This is a genomic window from Paraburkholderia sp. WC7.3g, from assembly GCF_050436345.1.
In the GTDB taxonomy this organism is placed as follows: Bacteria; Pseudomonadota; Gammaproteobacteria; order Burkholderiales; family Burkholderiaceae; genus Paraburkholderia; species Paraburkholderia podalyriae.
Window position 1 is genome coordinate 643,409 of sequence record NZ_JBNDMA010000002.1, and the last position, 15,884, is coordinate 659,292.

The 15,884-nt window shown below is 63.9% G+C and carries 15 protein-coding genes and 1 pseudogene; 9 read left to right on the forward strand and 7 right to left on the reverse strand.

Translation table 11 applies throughout. The features are described 5' to 3' along the window. Positions 1-414 precede the first annotated feature (414 nt). Positions 415-1,569, forward strand: a complete 1,155-nt coding sequence (locus tag OKW43_RS14475; protein WP_429451674.1) for a hypothetical protein — start codon at positions 415-417, stop codon at positions 1,567-1,569. Positions 1,570-1,674: 105 nt separating this feature from the next. Beyond that, positions 1,675-1,875: pseudogene (locus OKW43_RS14480) on the forward strand (aldose 1-epimerase); the annotation flags it as partial. Positions 1,876-1,945: 70 nt separating this feature from the next. Here the strand turns inward: OKW43_RS14480 and OKW43_RS14485 are convergent. Then, positions 1,946-2,743, reverse strand: coding sequence for an endonuclease/exonuclease/phosphatase family protein (locus tag OKW43_RS14485; protein ID WP_187632301.1), 798 nt, complete (start codon positions 2,741-2,743; stop codon positions 1,946-1,948). A gap of 54 nt (positions 2,744-2,797) precedes the next feature. Continuing rightward, complete coding sequence (locus tag OKW43_RS14490; RefSeq protein ID WP_429448041.1) at positions 2,798-3,358, reverse strand: hypothetical protein; 561 nt, start codon at positions 3,356-3,358, stop codon at positions 2,798-2,800. Between the two features lie 270 nt (positions 3,359-3,628). On the opposite strand from OKW43_RS14490, the gene OKW43_RS14495 reads away from it, so the two are divergent. The 3 genes from OKW43_RS14495 to OKW43_RS14505 all read left to right on the forward strand — a co-directional run bounded on the left by OKW43_RS14495 (position 3,629) and on the right by OKW43_RS14505 (position 6,421). Then, positions 3,629-4,606: an AAA family ATPase gene (locus OKW43_RS14495; RefSeq protein WP_429448043.1), complete on the forward strand. Its 978-nt coding sequence runs from the start codon at positions 3,629-3,631 to the stop codon at positions 4,604-4,606. A 264-nt stretch (positions 4,607-4,870) separates the two neighbouring features. After that, positions 4,871-5,977, forward strand: coding sequence for an NAD(P)/FAD-dependent oxidoreductase (locus OKW43_RS14500; RefSeq protein ID WP_429448045.1), 1,107 nt, complete (start codon positions 4,871-4,873; stop codon positions 5,975-5,977). A gap of 132 nt (positions 5,978-6,109) precedes the next feature. Then, on the forward strand, positions 6,110-6,421 hold the full coding sequence (locus tag OKW43_RS14505; RefSeq protein ID WP_187632297.1) for a high-potential iron-sulfur protein: 312 nt from the start codon (positions 6,110-6,112) through the stop codon (positions 6,419-6,421). A 169-nt stretch (positions 6,422-6,590) separates the two neighbouring features. Here the strand turns inward: OKW43_RS14505 and OKW43_RS14510 are convergent, their stop codons facing one another. Beyond that, complete coding sequence (locus OKW43_RS14510) at positions 6,591-8,147, reverse strand: amidase (protein ID WP_429448048.1); 1,557 nt, start codon at positions 8,145-8,147, stop codon at positions 6,591-6,593. Between the two features lie 69 nt (positions 8,148-8,216). Next, positions 8,217-8,915, reverse strand: a complete 699-nt coding sequence (locus OKW43_RS14515) for a dienelactone hydrolase family protein (protein WP_187632295.1) — start codon at positions 8,913-8,915, stop codon at positions 8,217-8,219. A gap of 789 nt (positions 8,916-9,704) precedes the next feature. Between OKW43_RS14515 and OKW43_RS14520 the strand changes: the two genes are divergently transcribed. Next, positions 9,705-10,850 carry a branched-chain amino acid ABC transporter substrate-binding protein gene (locus OKW43_RS14520; RefSeq protein ID WP_187632294.1) on the forward strand — a complete coding sequence of 382 codons (1,146 nt, stop codon included), beginning with the start codon at positions 9,705-9,707 and terminating at the stop codon, positions 10,848-10,850. A 106-nt stretch (positions 10,851-10,956) separates the two neighbouring features. Here the strand turns inward: OKW43_RS14520 and OKW43_RS14525 are convergent, their stop codons facing one another. Beyond that, positions 10,957-12,171 (reverse strand): MFS transporter, encoded by a 1,215-nt coding sequence (locus OKW43_RS14525; RefSeq protein WP_429448051.1) that lies wholly within the window; start codon positions 12,169-12,171, stop codon positions 10,957-10,959. A gap of 241 nt (positions 12,172-12,412) precedes the next feature. Between OKW43_RS14525 and OKW43_RS14530 the strand changes: the two genes are divergently transcribed. Continuing rightward, positions 12,413-13,075, forward strand: a complete 663-nt coding sequence (locus OKW43_RS14530; RefSeq protein WP_429448053.1) for a HugZ family protein — start codon at positions 12,413-12,415, stop codon at positions 13,073-13,075. Between the two features lie 396 nt (positions 13,076-13,471). After that, positions 13,472-13,774 (forward strand): H-NS family nucleoid-associated regulatory protein, encoded by a 303-nt coding sequence (locus tag OKW43_RS14535; RefSeq protein WP_187632291.1) that lies wholly within the window; start codon positions 13,472-13,474, stop codon positions 13,772-13,774. Between the two features lie 102 nt (positions 13,775-13,876). Here the strand turns inward: OKW43_RS14535 and OKW43_RS14540 are convergent, their stop codons facing one another. Beyond that, positions 13,877-14,158, reverse strand: a complete 282-nt coding sequence (locus OKW43_RS14540; protein ID WP_429451832.1) for a hypothetical protein — start codon at positions 14,156-14,158, stop codon at positions 13,877-13,879. Here OKW43_RS14540 and OKW43_RS14545 point away from each other — a divergent pair. Next, positions 14,057-15,340 carry a cation diffusion facilitator family transporter gene (locus OKW43_RS14545; RefSeq protein WP_429448055.1) on the forward strand — a complete coding sequence of 428 codons (1,284 nt, stop codon included), beginning with the start codon at positions 14,057-14,059 and terminating at the stop codon, positions 15,338-15,340. The two genes, OKW43_RS14540 and OKW43_RS14545, sit on opposite strands and share 102 nt — an antisense overlap. Before the next feature lie 63 nt (positions 15,341-15,403). Here the strand turns inward: OKW43_RS14545 and OKW43_RS14550 are convergent, their stop codons facing one another. Then, complete coding sequence (locus OKW43_RS14550; RefSeq protein ID WP_012431468.1) at positions 15,404-15,862, reverse strand: Lrp/AsnC family transcriptional regulator; 459 nt, start codon at positions 15,860-15,862, stop codon at positions 15,404-15,406. Positions 15,863-15,884 lie beyond the last annotated feature (22 nt).

Below are 15,884 nucleotides of genomic sequence, written 5' to 3' on the forward strand. Positions count from 1 at the left end.
CGGCGGCACCGGCTTGCTGGCGCCGCGCAGTACGTTGGCGTGAGTGCGGCCGTGTTTCAGCGGGGTACGGCGATTCGGCGAACGCCGCGCAGAGTGGTTGCCATTGACTGTCCGGCAGGCGCGAAAGCGACGCGCCGCGCGGACAACAATTTCAGGATGATACCGAAAGGCGGCGTGCGCTGCAGCATTGACCCTGCAGAGAAAACTGGCAAATGGGGCGCAACCTGGCCGGCGCCATCGGGATAGTTCGCGTGCGACATTGGTTCGACATCGTTCACGCCGCGCGATTTTTTTGGGAATACGCCAGACGTTGCCTCGTTTACGCAGGACGCGAGTCGCGCGAAACCAGGCAGTGCGGTGGCTGCGCGACTCGTCCTGGCGGCTACGGCCGCCCATGCGAGTAGGGGGTGTCAAATGGAAGCTTCTCGTGCGATATCTGCATCCGGTTCATACACTGGCGTCGACGGGTTGGTGATACGGGCACGCGCATCGCGCTGCGTGCGTCGTGCGGTGTGTCGAGCCGGTCTGCTGGCTTTATCGTTGGGGACTGTCGGGGCCGAGGCTCAGGAGGCGATTCTGCCGCCGCAGTCGGTAACCTCATCGACCGTTCCCGCCAACGGCGATGTCAATCCGTACGGCATGGCGTTCGTGCCGACCGGCGTGCCGTCCTGGAGCACGCTCAAACCGGGCGATGTGGTGGTGTCGAATTTCAATGCGAAGTTGAATCTGCAGGGAACCGGTACGACGATCGTCAAGCTCGTGTCCAATAGCGATCCGGTGACTTTCTTCCAGGGACACAATCTCGGTCTCACGACGGCGCTCGCCGTGCTAAGAAGCGGCTTCGTGCTAGTGGGCAATGTGCCAACCACGGATGGCAAGCACGTCGTCGCGCCGGGCTCGTTGCTCGTCATCAACCCTCAGGGCGGGCTCGTCAAGGAGCTGAAAGATCCCAACCTGCTGGACGGCCCCTGGGATCTCACCGTGATCGACGGGGGGCGATTCGTCCGGGTCTTCGTCTCGGATGTGTTGAACGGAAAGGTCGCGCGGATCGATCTTGCCATCGGCGAGGATGGCGTTCAGATGCTGCCTGGTTCGACCATCATCGCGTCAGGCTATGTGCACCGCACCGATCCGGCGGCGCTCGTGGTCGGCCCGACAGGGTTGGCTTACGACCCATCGCATGACGTGCTTTACGTCGCCTCGACCGGTGACAACGCGGTGTTCGCCATTTACGGCGCTGCGGCCGCGAAACACGACGGCGGCATCGGCCGGATGATTTACCAGGACAACAAGCACCTCCACGGTCCACTTGCGCTGGCGCTCGCACCCAACGGGCATCTCGTTACCGCGAACGGCGACGCGGTCAACCCCGACCCGGAACATCCCAGCGAACTCGTCGAGTTCACCGTTGACGGCCAATTCGTCGCCCAAATGTCAGTCGACGCTGCGCCGGGCTCCGCATTTGGCCTCGCTTTCGGCCTCGATAGCAAGCGTCGCTTGCAGTTCACCGCGGTAGACGACAACACGAATACGGCGACAGTCTGGACGTTGCGCGAAGACAGTCAATAAGCGAAAACAGGACGAAGATCGGGAACGCCGTGACGCTCGCTGCGACGCGTCACGGTTTTCGCTCGCGAGCGTGCGGCGGGCTGTCTTTCCAACCGACGTATGCCGATTACGATGCGCGCCGACGCGCCGTTCGACCACATGGTCGTGTTCGCGCCGGCCAACGATCCGCAGCTCTGCGTGGAGCCGGTCACGAATACGACGGATTGCTTCAGCGCGGTCGGTCTGCGGGAGCAGGCCGGTGGTTGCGTGTTGCAGCCGGGGGAACAGCTCGAAGCGGCGTCGAGCTGGACGCCGCATCGACAGTGACGGCGTAGTTAGCGTGAGAGCGCGCACGCACCTTGCGCTGGGGACAGCGCACGAACAGAAGCAGAAGCGCTCATTCCACCCGCAACTTCGCCATGTACGGCAAATGATCGGACAGCCACGCGGTCTCCTGGGTCGGCTGAATCCACTCGACGGGCTGCATGCCGCGCACGAACATCTTGTCGAGCGACAGCGCCGGCGAGAACGCCGGAAACGTGCGCGCCGGTTCGCCGAGCAGCGTCGCGACTTCCTGCAAGCCGTGCTCGCGAAAGAGCGGCACCGAGTCGTTGCGCCAATCGTTGAAATCGCCGGCTAGCACCAGCGGACCGTCGGGCGCTTCCTTCGCGATCCAGTGCGCGATCCAGTTCATCTGCCGCAACCGCGCCGGGCGCGTCAGCGCAAGATGCGCGCACAGCAGCGTGACGAGCCGTCCGCCGAACGTCGCACGCGCGACCAGCAGGCCGCGCTTTTCGAAGCGATGCGCGGAGATGTCCCAGCGGCCGCCGAGATCGAGCGGATGCGGCGACAGGATCGCGTTGCCGTGCCGCCACGACGGCTTGAACACGTTCGGGCCGAGCGCGACTTCGAGCTCGAGCGAGCGCGCGATCTCGGTCGCCTGACAATGCCACACGTCGGTCAGCGGATCATCGATCGGCGCGCCGAAACTGCTCGCCAATACCGGGGCCGGCATGCGCCGCGCCATCGCTTCCTGCAGAAAGTACGCGTCCGCGTGGGTCGATTGAACCCAGCGCTGCATTGCCTGCCAGGCCTGAAAACCGAGCGGCGTGCGGCCCTTGTGCAGGTTCCAGCTCACCGCGACGAAATCGTTTGGTGCGAGGTTCTCGCGGATCAATTCTTCTGGGTTTCGCATGCCGCGGTATCCCCGTGTTCTGTTTGAGCGCGTCGGTAGGGCGCGTTGTTCCTGCTAGTTCGGATTGCTGCTGCCGGTCGCGGCGCCATTGCCGCTGATACCGCCAGTCGTGCCGTTGCTGTTCGCACCGTTGCTCACCACGGTCGCATGCACGCGGTACACGAGGTTCGGATTGTGATCGACGATGGTCCAGCTCGCCCATTGATCGGGCGGCACGACGAGACCCGGGTGGCTCGCGCTCACCTGGCGAGGCTGCGGCGGCAGCTTGCAGCCGATGTCGGTGCGCCGCGCGTTGTCGTCCTCGAGCGTTTCCTGCGTGTCGATGGAAAACATCACGCCCTCGGGATCGACGCGCAGTGGCGACACCGTGATCGTGCGCGACAGATCGATGCTGCCGGCCGGCTGGTCCTTGCAGCCGACGTCGTGTTGCACGACCTGGTGATGGGTATCCGTGCGCGCCTGGCCGACGGTGGTGGTGCCGTCGAACGAATCGATCTGCTGACCATCTTTCACTACCTGCAACTGCCATTGCACGACCTGCTGCGTTGGCCGTTGTTGCGCGTGGGCGAGCAACGAAGCGCCAAGCAGCATGGCCACGATACTGGTTTTCCACATGGAAGGATCTCCGCTTACGCGTCGGTTGCGTGGTTGCCCCGGCGTAGCAATTAGAGAGCCATCTTACCCCCGATGGCCGCAACGATTTCTGACACGGTCAGCGCGCGCCGGTTCAGCAACAATACATTCCAGAAAAGGACGGGAATGCCAGCGGTTGTTAGCAGCAGAGCCGCACGACTGCTGGCTTGCACGCGTTGACGTCCTCGCTACACTGGACTCGAACCGGTGCCCACGAGGCGCCGCCGCAGGATCAGTCAGACGGGGTGAGCGATGACGACAGCAATGGTCAAACAGGAAATCGCGGTGGCCTCGTTCAGCCGGGTGTATGACCTCGACGAGGTCGAAACCGCGCTGAACGGTCTCGGCGAGGGCGCCAACGACGCGTTGCGCGCGACTTACGAAAAGATGCTGAAAACCGGCAATCTGCGCTTCTGCGTGAAGCCGAACCGGATGCCGTCGATCGACGATCTGATCGACGCGCTGCCCAATTTTTCAGCACCGCTCGACGACATCCGCAAGCAGGTCGCCCTTTGCCTCGAAACCGAGGACCGACTCGAGTTGATGCCGATCCTGCTGCTCGGCGAGCCCGGCATCGGCAAGACGCATTTCGCGAAGCAGTTGGCGCGCCTGCTCGGCACCGCGTACCAATACGTCGCGATGAGTTCGCTGACGGCGGGCTGGATTCTGTCGGGCGCGTCGTCGCAATGGAAGAACGCGAAACCGGGCAAGGTGTTCGATGCGCTGGTGAACGGCAGCTACGCGAACCCGGTGATCGCCGTCGACGAAATCGACAAGGCGAGCGGCGATTCGCAATACGATCCGCTCGGCGCGCTCTATGCGCTGCTCGAACACGACACCGCCGAGAGCTTCATCGACGAGTTCGCCGAGATTCCGATCAACGCGGGCAACGTGATCTGGATCGCGACCGCCAACGACGAATGCGCGATCCCCGAGCCGATCCTCAACCGCATGAACGTCTACGAGATCCCGCCGCCGGACCACGCAGGCGCGCGTCGCATCGCGCAGTGTATCTACGATGAGATTCGCGGCGCGCACAACTGGGGTCTGCGCTTTCCCGAGACGCTCGGCGATGCGACGCTCGATGCGCTCAAGCGTGCGTCGCCGCGCCAGATGCGCCGCGCGATCCTGAACGGTTTCGGCGCGGCACGCATCGCGGGACGCGACCGGATCGAACCGGCCGACATCCGCGTCGATTACGGAAATCGGCGAAAAGCGATCGGTTTCTAAGGTTTTTGGCCATTTTTTTGCGTCAAACCCCGCTTTTCTGCGATTTAGACGGTTCGGATCGGCAATTCGTATCGTGCGTACGGTGAATGCCAGGGCAATTGTTTCTGTTTTCGGCAGGGGATCGCGAAATCGAGCGAGCTTGCATCGCCATCGCCTGGCCGGCGCGAACGACTGTTTGTCACCTCCGCCTGTACCGGGTCGTACAATCTTCCTTCCATCGGCTGAACGAGGCAGCGCGCGGCGCAATGGGCCGCGTCAACGGATATGGATCAGATCGAATGTGTAGTGATCGGCGCCGGCGTGATCGGCCTCGCGACGGCGCGGGCACTGGCGGCGCGCGGGCGCGAGGTGATCGTGCTGGAGGCCGCCGACGCGATCGGCGTGGGCACGAGTTCACGCAACAGCGAAGTGATCCACGCGGGCATCTATTATCCGCGCGGATCGCTGAAGGCCGCGCTGTGCGTGCGCGGTCGCGAAATGCTGTATGACTACTGCGCCGAGCGCAACGTGCCGCATTCGCGCTGCGGCAAACTGCTTGTCGCGACGTCGCGCAATCAGATTCCGCAGCTCGAAAGCATCATGACCAAAGGACGCGACAACGGCGTGCTCGACCTGATGCGCGTCACCGGCGATCAGGCGCAGGCGCTCGAACCGGCGCTCGAATGCGTGGAGGCGGTGTTTTCGCCGCAGACCGGGATCGTCGATAGTCATCAGTACATGCTCGCGCTTCAAGGCGATGCCGAGCGCGACGGCGCCGTGTGCGCATTCCATGCACCGGTCGAGGCGATCGAGGCGCGCAACGGCCGCTTCGCCGTCACAGTCGGCGGCGCGGCGCCGAGCACGATCAGCGCCGCCTGCGTGATCAACAGCGCCGGTCTGCATGCGAACGCGCTCGCGCGCAAGATTCGCGGACTCGACGCCCGTCACGTGCCGCCGCTTTACTTCGCGCGCGGCAATTACTTCAGCATCTCGGGACGCGCGCCGTTCAGCCGCCTGATCTATCCGATGCCGAACGAAGCCGGCCTCGGCGTGCATCTGACGATCGATCTGGGCGGTCAGGCGCGCTTCGGTCCCGACGTCGAGTGGGTCGACAAGATCAATTACGACGTCGATCCGCGTCGCGCGGAGTCGTTTTATGCGGCGATTCGCGCGTACTGGCCGGCGTTGCCGGATGACGCATTGCAGCCCGCGTACGCCGGCATTCGTCCGAAGCTGTCGGGTCCCGGCGAGCCCGCCGCGGACTTCGTGATTCAGGGGCCGGCCGCGCATGGCGTGCGCGGGCTCGTCAATCTGTTTGGCATCGAGTCGCCGGGGCTGACGGCATCGCTTGCGATCGCGCAGCGGGTCTGCGAACTGGCCGGGCGCGCGTGAGGTCGCGGTTGCATCGTACCAATGCGCTTATCTCTACCATTTCGATGCTCACGGGGGACGGCTTCGTTGCTATGCTTGGCGAACGCTGTCGTCAGAACGGCGTTGATTTCAATATAAATGGAGTGAGTCCCCATGAGATCGTCCCGTCGTACGTTTTTGATCACCAGCATCGGTGTGGCATCGACGTTCGCGCTGTCGCGCCAGGCGTTCGCCGACGCGCCGAAACTCTCCGAAACCGATCCGACCGCGCAGGCGCTTGGCTACAAGTCGGACGCGAGCAAGGTCGATAAGGCGAAATTCGCCAAATACACGCCTGGCGAGCAATGCAGCAACTGCAGCTTCTTTCAGGGCAAGGCGGGCGACGCCTACGGCCCCTGCCCGATGTTCGCGGGCAAGCAGGTCGCGGCCGCGGGGTGGTGCAGCGCCTATAACAAGAAGGCCTGATCAAACCTGCCTGAGTCGTGCTGGCAGGCTCTCCGCGGGATGCGCGGTGACATCGCGGCGCATCCCGTGACGGCGCGCATCGTGGCGTTCTGCGCCGCATGCGGCGCACGTCGCGAAGCGCAAGCCGGGCTGGATTTTCAACACTTCATTGCAGCGGGCCGCTGGATTGTTAGCGCCGCGCATTCATCAACGGTGGACGCTTGTTGAACCACGGCCGTGCCGCCTCGAGTTGCGCGGCGAGTCTGAATAGCGTCGCCTCGCCGCCGCTACGCGCCGCGAATTGCACGCCGATCGGCAGCCCGCGTGCGTTCCAGTACAAGGGCACCGACATCGCTGGCTGGCCGCTCAGGTTGAATAGCTCCGTGCAGCCGGCCCACGCGAACGCCTTATTCGACGCTTCGAACAGCAATTTCTTGATCAACGGTTCTAGCGGCATCGTCGTCACCGCACGCATTTGCATGCGCTCGACGGAGCTCGGCCGCATCTCGCCGATCTTTATCGGCGCGGACGCGAGGGTCGCGCACAACAGCACGTCGTAGCGGTTCAGCAGATCGGTCAGACGTTCGGTGATGCGGCGCTGTTCGTCGAGTGCGGCCGGTAAGCCCTGCTCGCCGATCTTGCGGCCGACATGCGCCATCGCCCACGTCGAAATCTCGAACTCGCTGCGTGTGGGCTTGTGGCCGGTGATGCGTTCCGCGTTCAGCACGAGGTCTTCGGCGGTCACCGACCACAGCGTCAGGAACGCGTGACGGACCGCCGCGAAATCGACGCCGAGCGACACCGGTTCCAGACGATGGCCGAGCGAGCTCGCGAGTTGCGCGGCGTCGTCGAGCGCGGCGCGCGCATCGGCCGATAGCGAGGGCGCGAGCATCGGCTCGGTCACGTATGCGATGTTCAGCGGCTTGCACGGCTCGCGCGTCGCGCCGAGAAAGGTGCCGGGCGCGCCGGCTGGCCGCTCGGCGTTGCCGGCCAGCAGATCGAGCAGCAACGCGCTGTCGCGCACGCTGCGCGACACGGCGTGATCGATGCCGAGCTCACCGGCGCCGGGTGGCGCCGCGCGCGGCACACGACCGCGCGAGGGCTTCAGACCGAACAGTCCGCAGCACGATGCCGGAATGCGGATCGAGCCGCCGCCATCCGATGCATGCGCGAGCGGCACGATGCCCGCCGCGACTGCCGCCGCCGCACCGCCGCTCGATCCGCCCGGCGTGTGATCGAGGTTCCACGGATTGCGGCACGCGCCAAATAGTTCGGGCTCCGTATAAGGCATCTGGCCGAGTTCGGACGTGCTGGTCTTCGCGAAGATATTCAGACCCGCCGCTTTCGCGAGCGCGACGACCGGCGCGTCCTGCGTCGGAATGAAGTGGCGGTAGTGGCGGCTGCCCATCGCCATGCGCAGTCCCGCAACGGGAGCGCCGAGATCCTTGATCAGGAAGGGCACGCCGGTGAGCGCCGCATGGGCGGCGGAGCCGTCCGTTCCGTTCACGCCGTTGACGGTATTCGCGCGATTCGCGTCGTCGCGCGACGCGCGCTGGCGTGCCGCATCGTAGTCCTTCAGAACGACCGCGTTGATCGCGGGATTGACGGCCTCGGTGCGCGAGATCGCGACGTCGATCAGTTCGCGCGCGCTGACCTGGCGCGTGCGCACGAGTTCGGCCAGGCCGATGGCGTCATGAGCGAGATAGTCGGATTGCACGTCGGTTGAGCCCTCGCGGTCGGTTGGCATGCGGCGTCGAACTCGTGGTGCGATCACATGAGCAACGCGGCGGGTCCGGCTGGGTGCCGGACCCGCGAATTACATCCGCTCGCCGAGGAACGTCAGCGTACGGCCATGCGCCAACGCGGACGCGCGCTGGTTGTACGACGCACGCTCCGAGCAGTTGAAGCCGTGTTCCGCGTTCGGGTAGATGTTGAACTGCACGTCGGCGCGACCCGCGAAGCGCTCCTGAATCTGGCCGATGTCCGACGGCGGGATATGCGCGTCGAGCTCGCCGTAATGGAACTGCATCGGTACCTTGACGTTCGCGGCTTGGTCGAGATGATTGTGGATGCCGCCGCCGTAATAGGCGACAGCGGCGTCGACCGAACCGGCCGCCGCGGTCAGGTAGGCGAGACGGCCGCCGAAGCAGTAGCCGATCGCCGCGATCTTGCCGGTGACTTCCGGCAGCGCGCGCAAGGCGGCCGCGGCGGCGCCGATGTCGGCGACCGCGTCGTCGAGCCTGGTCTTCTGCATCAGCTCGATGCCCTTTTCGCGATCCTTGCCGTCATACGTCAATTCGACGCGCGGCTGCACGCGCCAGAACACGTCCGGGGCGAGCGCGACATAGCCGTCCTGCGCGTACTGGTCCGCGACCGAGCGGATATGGCTGTTCACGCCGAAGATTTCCTGAATGATGATGACGGCCGGTCCCTTGCCGCCCTTCGGCAGCGCGAGGTAGCCGCCGAAACTGTCGTTGCCGGCGGGGATGTCGATCCATCGGGAAGTCGTGCTCATGCTGTTCTCCATTGACTTGCGCGAACCCCGCGCGAGGTCGGTGTGTACGAAACGCCCAAGGCCGCCAGGCCCTGCAACGGGCGGTTAGTTTGCCATCAAAAGAAACGGCTTGCAGCGAGGCGGGACGGGGCCTCGCGGTTGATGCGGCGCGGTTCGATTCCCGTAAGGCGATTGAAACGATCTCGACGATTCATTTCTCCGTGATGGGCGTATGGATACAGTCAGCGTGTGATGATTCGCGCATGTCGGCGCATCTCGCGACCACGTTGGCGAGCGCATCGCGTCCCGCGTTTGCACGCGGCCGGCCACCGTGCGGAGCGCCGCGTTCAAGCGTTGATTGCCGGGCCGATTTAAACTCGATTCAGAAGTTTTTGGCGTACTCACAATCCTGTGCGGTACGCCACCTTTTCGAGTTGAAAAACCCTTCGAATCACACGGGACATAAGTCGGAAAAAGGCTGAATCCGCGTCTGCGGAGATACTTCCTGATTAGCGGAAACCCGCATGGGACGGGGCTTTGCGGCCCGATCCGCCAAGCCGCGAGTGGCTCGCGCGGAAACTGCGCTATTAGTGTTGTTCCCACTTTCTCAAAAAATTCCCCCAAATTAATTTGATGGCCTACACTTGCGCGCAAGTACGGTTTGCCAACTGCCACAAACAGTCCGGTAAACGTACTGGCCAAGTGCATGAACGATGCAACCGGCGTGGTCGTCCACGGGACTGAGCGACACGTGTAGGGGAAGCGGGGCACAGGGCGATTACGTTGTTTTGACCGAAACTGGAGACTCACATGAACATCAAAATTCAAAAGCTGTTGCCGATCAGCGCTGCGGCGTTGCTGTTCGCGACGTTGGCAACATCGGCCGCGGCCGACACGGTCGTCAAGATCGGTCACGTCGCGCCGTTGACTGGCGGTATCGCTCACCTGGGTAAGGACAACGAAAACGGCGCGCGCCTCGCCGTCGAGGAAATCAACGCGAAGGGTCTCACGATCGGCGGCGAGAAGGTCACGCTGCAACTCGACGCGCAGGACGACGCGGCCGACCCCCGCACGGCTACGCAGGTTGCGCAGAAGCTCGTCGACGACAAGGTCGTCGCCGTGGTCGGCCACCTGAACTCGGGCACCTCGATCCCGGCATCGAAGATTTATAGCGATGCGGGCATCGTGCAGATCTCGCCGTCGGCAACGAATCCGGCCTACACGCAGCAGGGCTTCAAGACGACCTATCGCGTGGTCGCGACCGACGCGCAGCAAGGCCCGGCACTCGCGAACTACGCGGCGAAGGGTATGAAGGTGAAGAGCGTCGCGATCGTCGACGATTCGACCGCTTACGGCCAGGGTCTCGCGAACGAGTTCGAGAAGACGGCGAAGGCGCTCGGTCTGAAGGTCGTGTCGCATGACGCGACGAACGACAAGGCCGTCGACTTCCGCGCGATTCTGACGAAGATCAAGGGCGAAAACCCTGACGCGATCATGTACGGCGGCATGGACGCAACCGGCGGCCCGTTCGCGAAGCAGGCGAAGCAACTCGGCCTGCGCGCGAAGGTGCTGGCAGGCGACGGCGTGTGTACCGATAAGCTGTCGGATCTGGCCGGCGACGCAACCGACAACATCGTCTGCTCGGAAGCCGGCATGGCGCTCGAAAAGATGGCGGGCGGCAAGGCGTTCGAAACGAAGTACGAGAAGCGTTTCGGTCAGCCGATCCAGATCTACGCGCCGTTCACGTATGACGCGGTGTACATCGTCGTTGACGCAATGAAGCGCGCTAACTCGACCGATCCGGCCAAGATCCTGGCAGCGATGCCGACGACCGACTACAAGGGCGTGATCGGCGAAACGACGTTCGATTCGAAGGGCGACCTGCAGCACGGCGTGATCTCGCTGTACAGCTACAAGCAAGGCAAGAAGACGCTGCTCGACGTCGTGAAGATGTAAATTCGTTGTGGTCGAAGGCGGCGTGGCGCCGTACTTCGATTTGCCGCTAAAGAGGCACGTAGGCCGTGAGGCTTGCGTGCCTTTTCTTTTGGACGTTGCGTTTGGCTCAGATCTTCAAACGCCGCAGTACCCTCGGTCCGACGAGCGCGATCATCGCGGCGCAGACGGCGACGACCGACAGTCCGATCGTCAGATTGGTCACCTGCGCTACCGCGCCGATGATTACTGGACCGAGCAGCAACCCGAAGTAGGCGAGCCCCGCGACGTGCGCGAGCCCCTCGGCCGCGTGAATGCCCTTCACGCTCGCCGCCGCCGCGAACAGCACCGGCATCATGTTCGCGAGGCCCAGGCCGATCAGCGCGAAGCCGGCGAGCGCGGCCACCGGATTCGGCAGCAGCAGCGCATCGACCATCCCCGCGCAGGCCAGCGCCGCGCTGATCATCACGAGCTGCGGTGCGCCGAAGCGGGCGCGCACCGCGTCGCCGGCAAAACGCGCGGCCGCCATGCCACCGGAAAACGCCGCGTAGGCGGCACTCGAGAGCGCGGGCGTCGCCAGCACGACATCGCGCATATAAACAGTGGCCCAGTCGTACATCGCACCTTCGGCGATCAGCGCGACCAGTGCCATCGTGCCGAGCGCCCACAGCGCCGGTGAGCGCCAGCGGCTCGCGCGCGGCGTCGCGGCATCGGGATGCTCGGCGTGCGGCACGTGTGGCAGCACCGACGGGCACGCGAGCATCAGCACGAGCGCGCTGACCGCCGCGGCGAGCGCGAGATGCAGCGCCGGCGCCATGCCGCGCGACAGCAGCGCTCCGCCGACCGCCGCGCCGAACATGCCGCCAAGGCTGAACATCCCGTGCAGCGACGACATGATCGGCTTGCCGAGGGCCTTTTCGACGGCGCTCGCTTCGGCGTTCATCGCGACGTCGAGCGTGGCCATGCCCGCGCCGAAGACGGCCAGCACGACCAGCAGGATCCAGTACGCCGGCACGACGAGAATCAGCGCGGCGCAGGCGGCCATCGCGAGGCCGCCGCTCAGGCAGGCGCGGCGGGTGCCGACCCGCGCGATCCACGACGCATTGGTCACCATCGCGCCGATCGATCCGCCCGCCACCGCGAACAACGCGAACGACAGCATCGCCGGATTCACATGAAAGCGATCGCGTACGGTCGGCACGTGCACGCCCCACGACGCGTACATCATGCCGGCGATGAAGAACAGCGCCATCGTGGCGATGCGTGCGCGTTGCCGTGCAGTGACGGACAGATTGCGATGCGCGGCGGGCAGAACGGCGAATTCGGAGGCTTGGTGATCGGGCACTGAGGTCTCGAGGCGGAGTGCGCGAGAAAGCGCATTGAAAGCGGATCTTCGATTCTATCGAAGCGTGGAGGCTTATGCTTGGAGCCGCGGGCTCCCGCGCATACGATCGAATGGATGCGGCTGCGACCAGGCAGCGTTGCCGAACGCATGCGTTGGGGCGGCGGCGTTGGCTTTTGCATTGCCGCGTGCGGCGGCCGTTCTGCCACTCACGACTCATCGCTAATCACCGAGGAACGCTCAGTTGAACATTCCCGCTCACGCTCCGCTTCATCTGCTGCACACGGCCGCGGTCGGCACGCTCGCCACGCACGCGCGCCGGCCCGAGGGCTTTCCGTATCCGTCGGTGCTGCCGTTCGCGCCGGACGCGCGGCATCGTCCGACGATCCTCGTCAGCCGGCTCGCGGAGCACACGCACAACCTGCAAGCCGATCCGCGCGCCGGCTTTCTGGCCTTCGACGCGCCCGACGGCGACGTGCTGGGTGGCCAGCGCGTCACGCTGCTCGGCCGCTTCGAGCCGGTCGATTCGAGTCCGGACCTGGTGCGGCGCTATCTGCGCTATCACCCGGACGCGGAGCGCTACCTGGTGCTGGGCGATTTCACCTTCTGGATCATGAATCTGGAGCGGCTGCGCTACATCGGCGGCTTTGGCGCGATGGGCTGGCTCGACGGCGCCGAACTCGATCGTTTGCCGCCGCTTGCAGCCAGCGAGGAGGACGCGCTGATCGCGGAATTCGGTCGCCGGCTAAGTGGCGCGGGGGGCGTCGAATTGCTGGGCGTCGACCGCTACGGCGCTGATCTGAAACGCAACGGCGCGCGCCACCGTTTCGCATTCGATGGCGCGCGGTCCGATACCGGAACATTGCACGCCGCGCTCGAAGTCTGCATCGAGCGGCATACGAATTAAGCATTTATCGTTTATCGGGAAACGCGCATGGGCCAGTCGCAATGCGCGGGCTCCTGTCTCAATAGTGCGCTTATCGTGGACGAAGCTTTCATGCGGTGAAATGTTTGTTGAGCAATAGACGTCCGAAGTCTCATTTTCTGATAGTTAAATCGTATAAATATGCATGCAGATGGATTTTTTTCAGCTACATGCGAATCAGCTAATTGGAAGGCCGCAGCCCCGACACAGAAGCAGCTCTGGAAATTTTTTGAAACGAATTTAAACTAAATTTTCCCCGGTGCTTTTCCAGGCTTTCTATTTTGTGTTAATCTCGCCATCAAATTCCGAGGCATGAAACCTTCAAAGGCAAGTCGGCATAAGACTGGCGTTCATTTTATCCATACCACAAGGGAACCTATGTCTTCTTACAAGGAACTGCTCGCGCAGCGCGAGAAGCTCGAAAAGCAGATTGAAGAAGCGAAGTCGCGCGAATACGCGGAAGTCTTGAATGAAATCAAGCAGAAAATGGCGGACTACGGCATTTCGCTGAGCGAACTCGGCGGCGGTCGTGCATCGAAGGGCGCTAAGGCGAGCCGCCCGCGCGCAGGCGTCGCGCCTAAATACCGCGACCCGGAAAGCGGCAGCACGTGGTCCGGGCGCGGCAAGCCGCCGCGGTGGATCGCGGGTCTTGATCGCGAAAAGTTTCTGATCCAGAAGTAATGACCATCCGGCGGGTGGTAAGCGTTGCCTGCGCGTAATACGAATACGGGCAATCCGCCGCGTTTATAGCCTGCTGCAGAATCTCAAAAAACCGCGCACCGTTCAGGGCGCGGTTTTTGTCATTTGCGACGCCGGGTTTTTGTCGCAAGCACTCAGATAGCTGGAACGCGAATGCTTTTCGTTTAGATAAGCGACTGATTTAAAACGTTTTTTTGCGCCTCGCCTGCGCGTTCGATTCGCGGCGGCTACAATAGCATCAATCGACCTTTCCGCCATTTCAGCATGCAGTCCGCCTCGATCGCCCAAACCACAGAGAAGCAGCGCGTTGCGCGCAAAAGTACCCTTGCGAGTATTGGGCTCAATACCGTGTTGATGACGCTGCAAATCGTCATCGGCACGATCGCGCACTCACAGGCGTTAGTTGCCGATGGTGTCCATTCCCTTGCGGATCTTATTTCCGATTTCGTCGTGCTGATTGCCAATCGGCATAGCGGGGCAAAGCCCGACGCGGATCACAATTACGGGCATAGCCGTTACGAGACGGTGGCGTCGTTATTTCTCGGCGCGCTGCTGATCTCGGTCGGCGTCGGCATGTTGTGGCGCGCTGGTACGCGGCTCGCCGATCTGCAAAATATTCCGGCCGTGCACCTAAGCGCGCTCGCGGTCGCGGCGCTCGTGCTCGTCTGCAAGGAAGCGCTGTTTCGCTACATGCTGCGCGAGGCCAAGCGTGTGCGTTCCGCGATGCTGATCGCGAACGCATGGCACGCGCGCTCGGACGCGGCGTCTTCGTTGGTGGTGGGGATCGGCGTGATCGGCAGTCTCGCCGGCTTGCGACTGCTCGACCCGATCGCGGCGGCCATCGTCGGCTTCATGGTCGCGCGCATGGGCTGGACCTTCGGCTGGGACGCGCTGCAGGACCTGTCGGATCGCGCGCTCGACGAAGCCGCCGCCGCCGACATGCGCGCGCTGCTGATGTCCACCCCCGGCGTGCGTGACGTGCACGAAATGCGTACGCGCAAGATGGGCGATTTCGCGCTCGTCGACGCCCACATCCTGGTCGATCCGATGATCTCTGTGTCGGAAGGGCATTACATCGCGGAGTCGGCGCGTCTGCGCGTGCTCCGCGACAAGCGCGTGCTCGACGCGCTGATCCACGTCGATCCGGAAAACGATGCGCTCGCGCATCCACCCGTCGATCTGCCGCCGCGCGAGCGGGTGACCGCCGAAGTCGACGCGGCGCTGGCGGCAGGCGGCTTGCGGGCCGCAGCGGTGAATCTGCATTACCTGAGCACCGGGCTCGACGTGGAGGTGGTGTTGCCGGCGGCGGCATCCGGTGAAGGGGGGGCTGCGGGCGGCGCCGAGGCCGCGCGTCTGCTGGAAAGCGAGGCGCAGTCGCTCGGCCGCGTCGATCTGGCGGCGCTCAAGCGTCGTCTCGGCGCGCGCAAGCTCGACGTGCTGCTGCAACGGGATATTTCGGCCGCGCAAGGCGGTTCGGCGGCGGATCCCGCGACCGGCGTCGCGCGCCCCGGTCGGTCGACCGCCACGGAGCCTCACAGCGCCGCCTGAGTTCGATGAGTTTCGGACACCCGACGTCGCGAACCTCCATGCAGGCCGCGGCGGCAGCACCCGTCACAACGGCAACTGCGTATCGAACTTGATTTCGCGCAGCACCACACTCGTGCGCACCTGCGCGACGGCTGGAATCTTGAAAATGCGTTCATGCAGGAAGCTGTCATACGCCTTGATATCCGGCGCGACGATCTTCAGGATGTAATCGGATTCACCGGTCGTGCTGTAGCACTCGGTCACTTCGGGACAGGTGGCGATTTCCCGCTCGAACTGCTCGACGCCGCCTTCGGTGTGACGCGTCAGATGGATATGCGCGAGGGCGCACACGTGCAAGCCGAGCTTTTCGCGATCGAGCAGCGCCGTGTAGCGCTGGATCACGCCCGACTGTTCCATGTCCTTGATGCGCCGCCAGCACGGCGTGCTCGACAGCCCGACCTGGTCGGAGATTTCCTGCACGGAACGACGTGCGTCGAGCTGCAGAAGGCGCAGGATCTTCTGTGAGAACGTATCGAGTGTCAACTGCGCCTCCGTTAGCGTCGCC

Excerpts from the sequence above, each read along its gene's own strand:
- OKW43_RS14500 (WP_429448045.1), top strand. The coding sequence starts at position 4,871 with ATGGATCAGATCGAATGTGTAGTGATCGGCGCCGGCGTGATCGGCCTC.
- OKW43_RS14520 (WP_187632294.1), top strand. The coding sequence starts at position 9,705 with ATGAACATCAAAATTCAAAAGCTGTTGCCGATCAGCGCTGCGGCGTTG.
- OKW43_RS14545 (WP_429448055.1), top strand. The coding sequence starts at position 14,057 with ATGCAGTCCGCCTCGATCGCCCAAACCACAGAGAAGCAGCGCGTTGCG.
- OKW43_RS14495 (WP_429448043.1), top strand. The coding sequence starts at position 3,629 with ATGACGACAGCAATGGTCAAACAGGAAATCGCGGTGGCCTCGTTCAGC.
- OKW43_RS14515 (WP_187632295.1), bottom strand. The coding sequence starts at position 8,915 with ATGAGCACGACTTCCCGATGGATCGACATCCCCGCCGGCAACGACAGT.
- OKW43_RS14510 (WP_429448048.1), bottom strand. The coding sequence starts at position 8,147 with ATGCCAACCGACCGCGAGGGCTCAACCGACGTGCAATCCGACTATCTC.
- OKW43_RS14505 (WP_187632297.1), top strand. The coding sequence starts at position 6,110 with ATGAGATCGTCCCGTCGTACGTTTTTGATCACCAGCATCGGTGTGGCA.
- OKW43_RS14475 (WP_429451674.1), top strand. The coding sequence starts at position 415 with ATGGAAGCTTCTCGTGCGATATCTGCATCCGGTTCATACACTGGCGTC.
- OKW43_RS14485 (WP_187632301.1), bottom strand. The coding sequence starts at position 2,743 with ATGCGAAACCCAGAAGAATTGATCCGCGAGAACCTCGCACCAAACGAT.
- OKW43_RS14535 (WP_187632291.1), top strand. The coding sequence starts at position 13,472 with ATGTCTTCTTACAAGGAACTGCTCGCGCAGCGCGAGAAGCTCGAAAAG.
- OKW43_RS14490 (WP_429448041.1), bottom strand. The coding sequence starts at position 3,358 with ATGTGGAAAACCAGTATCGTGGCCATGCTGCTTGGCGCTTCGTTGCTC.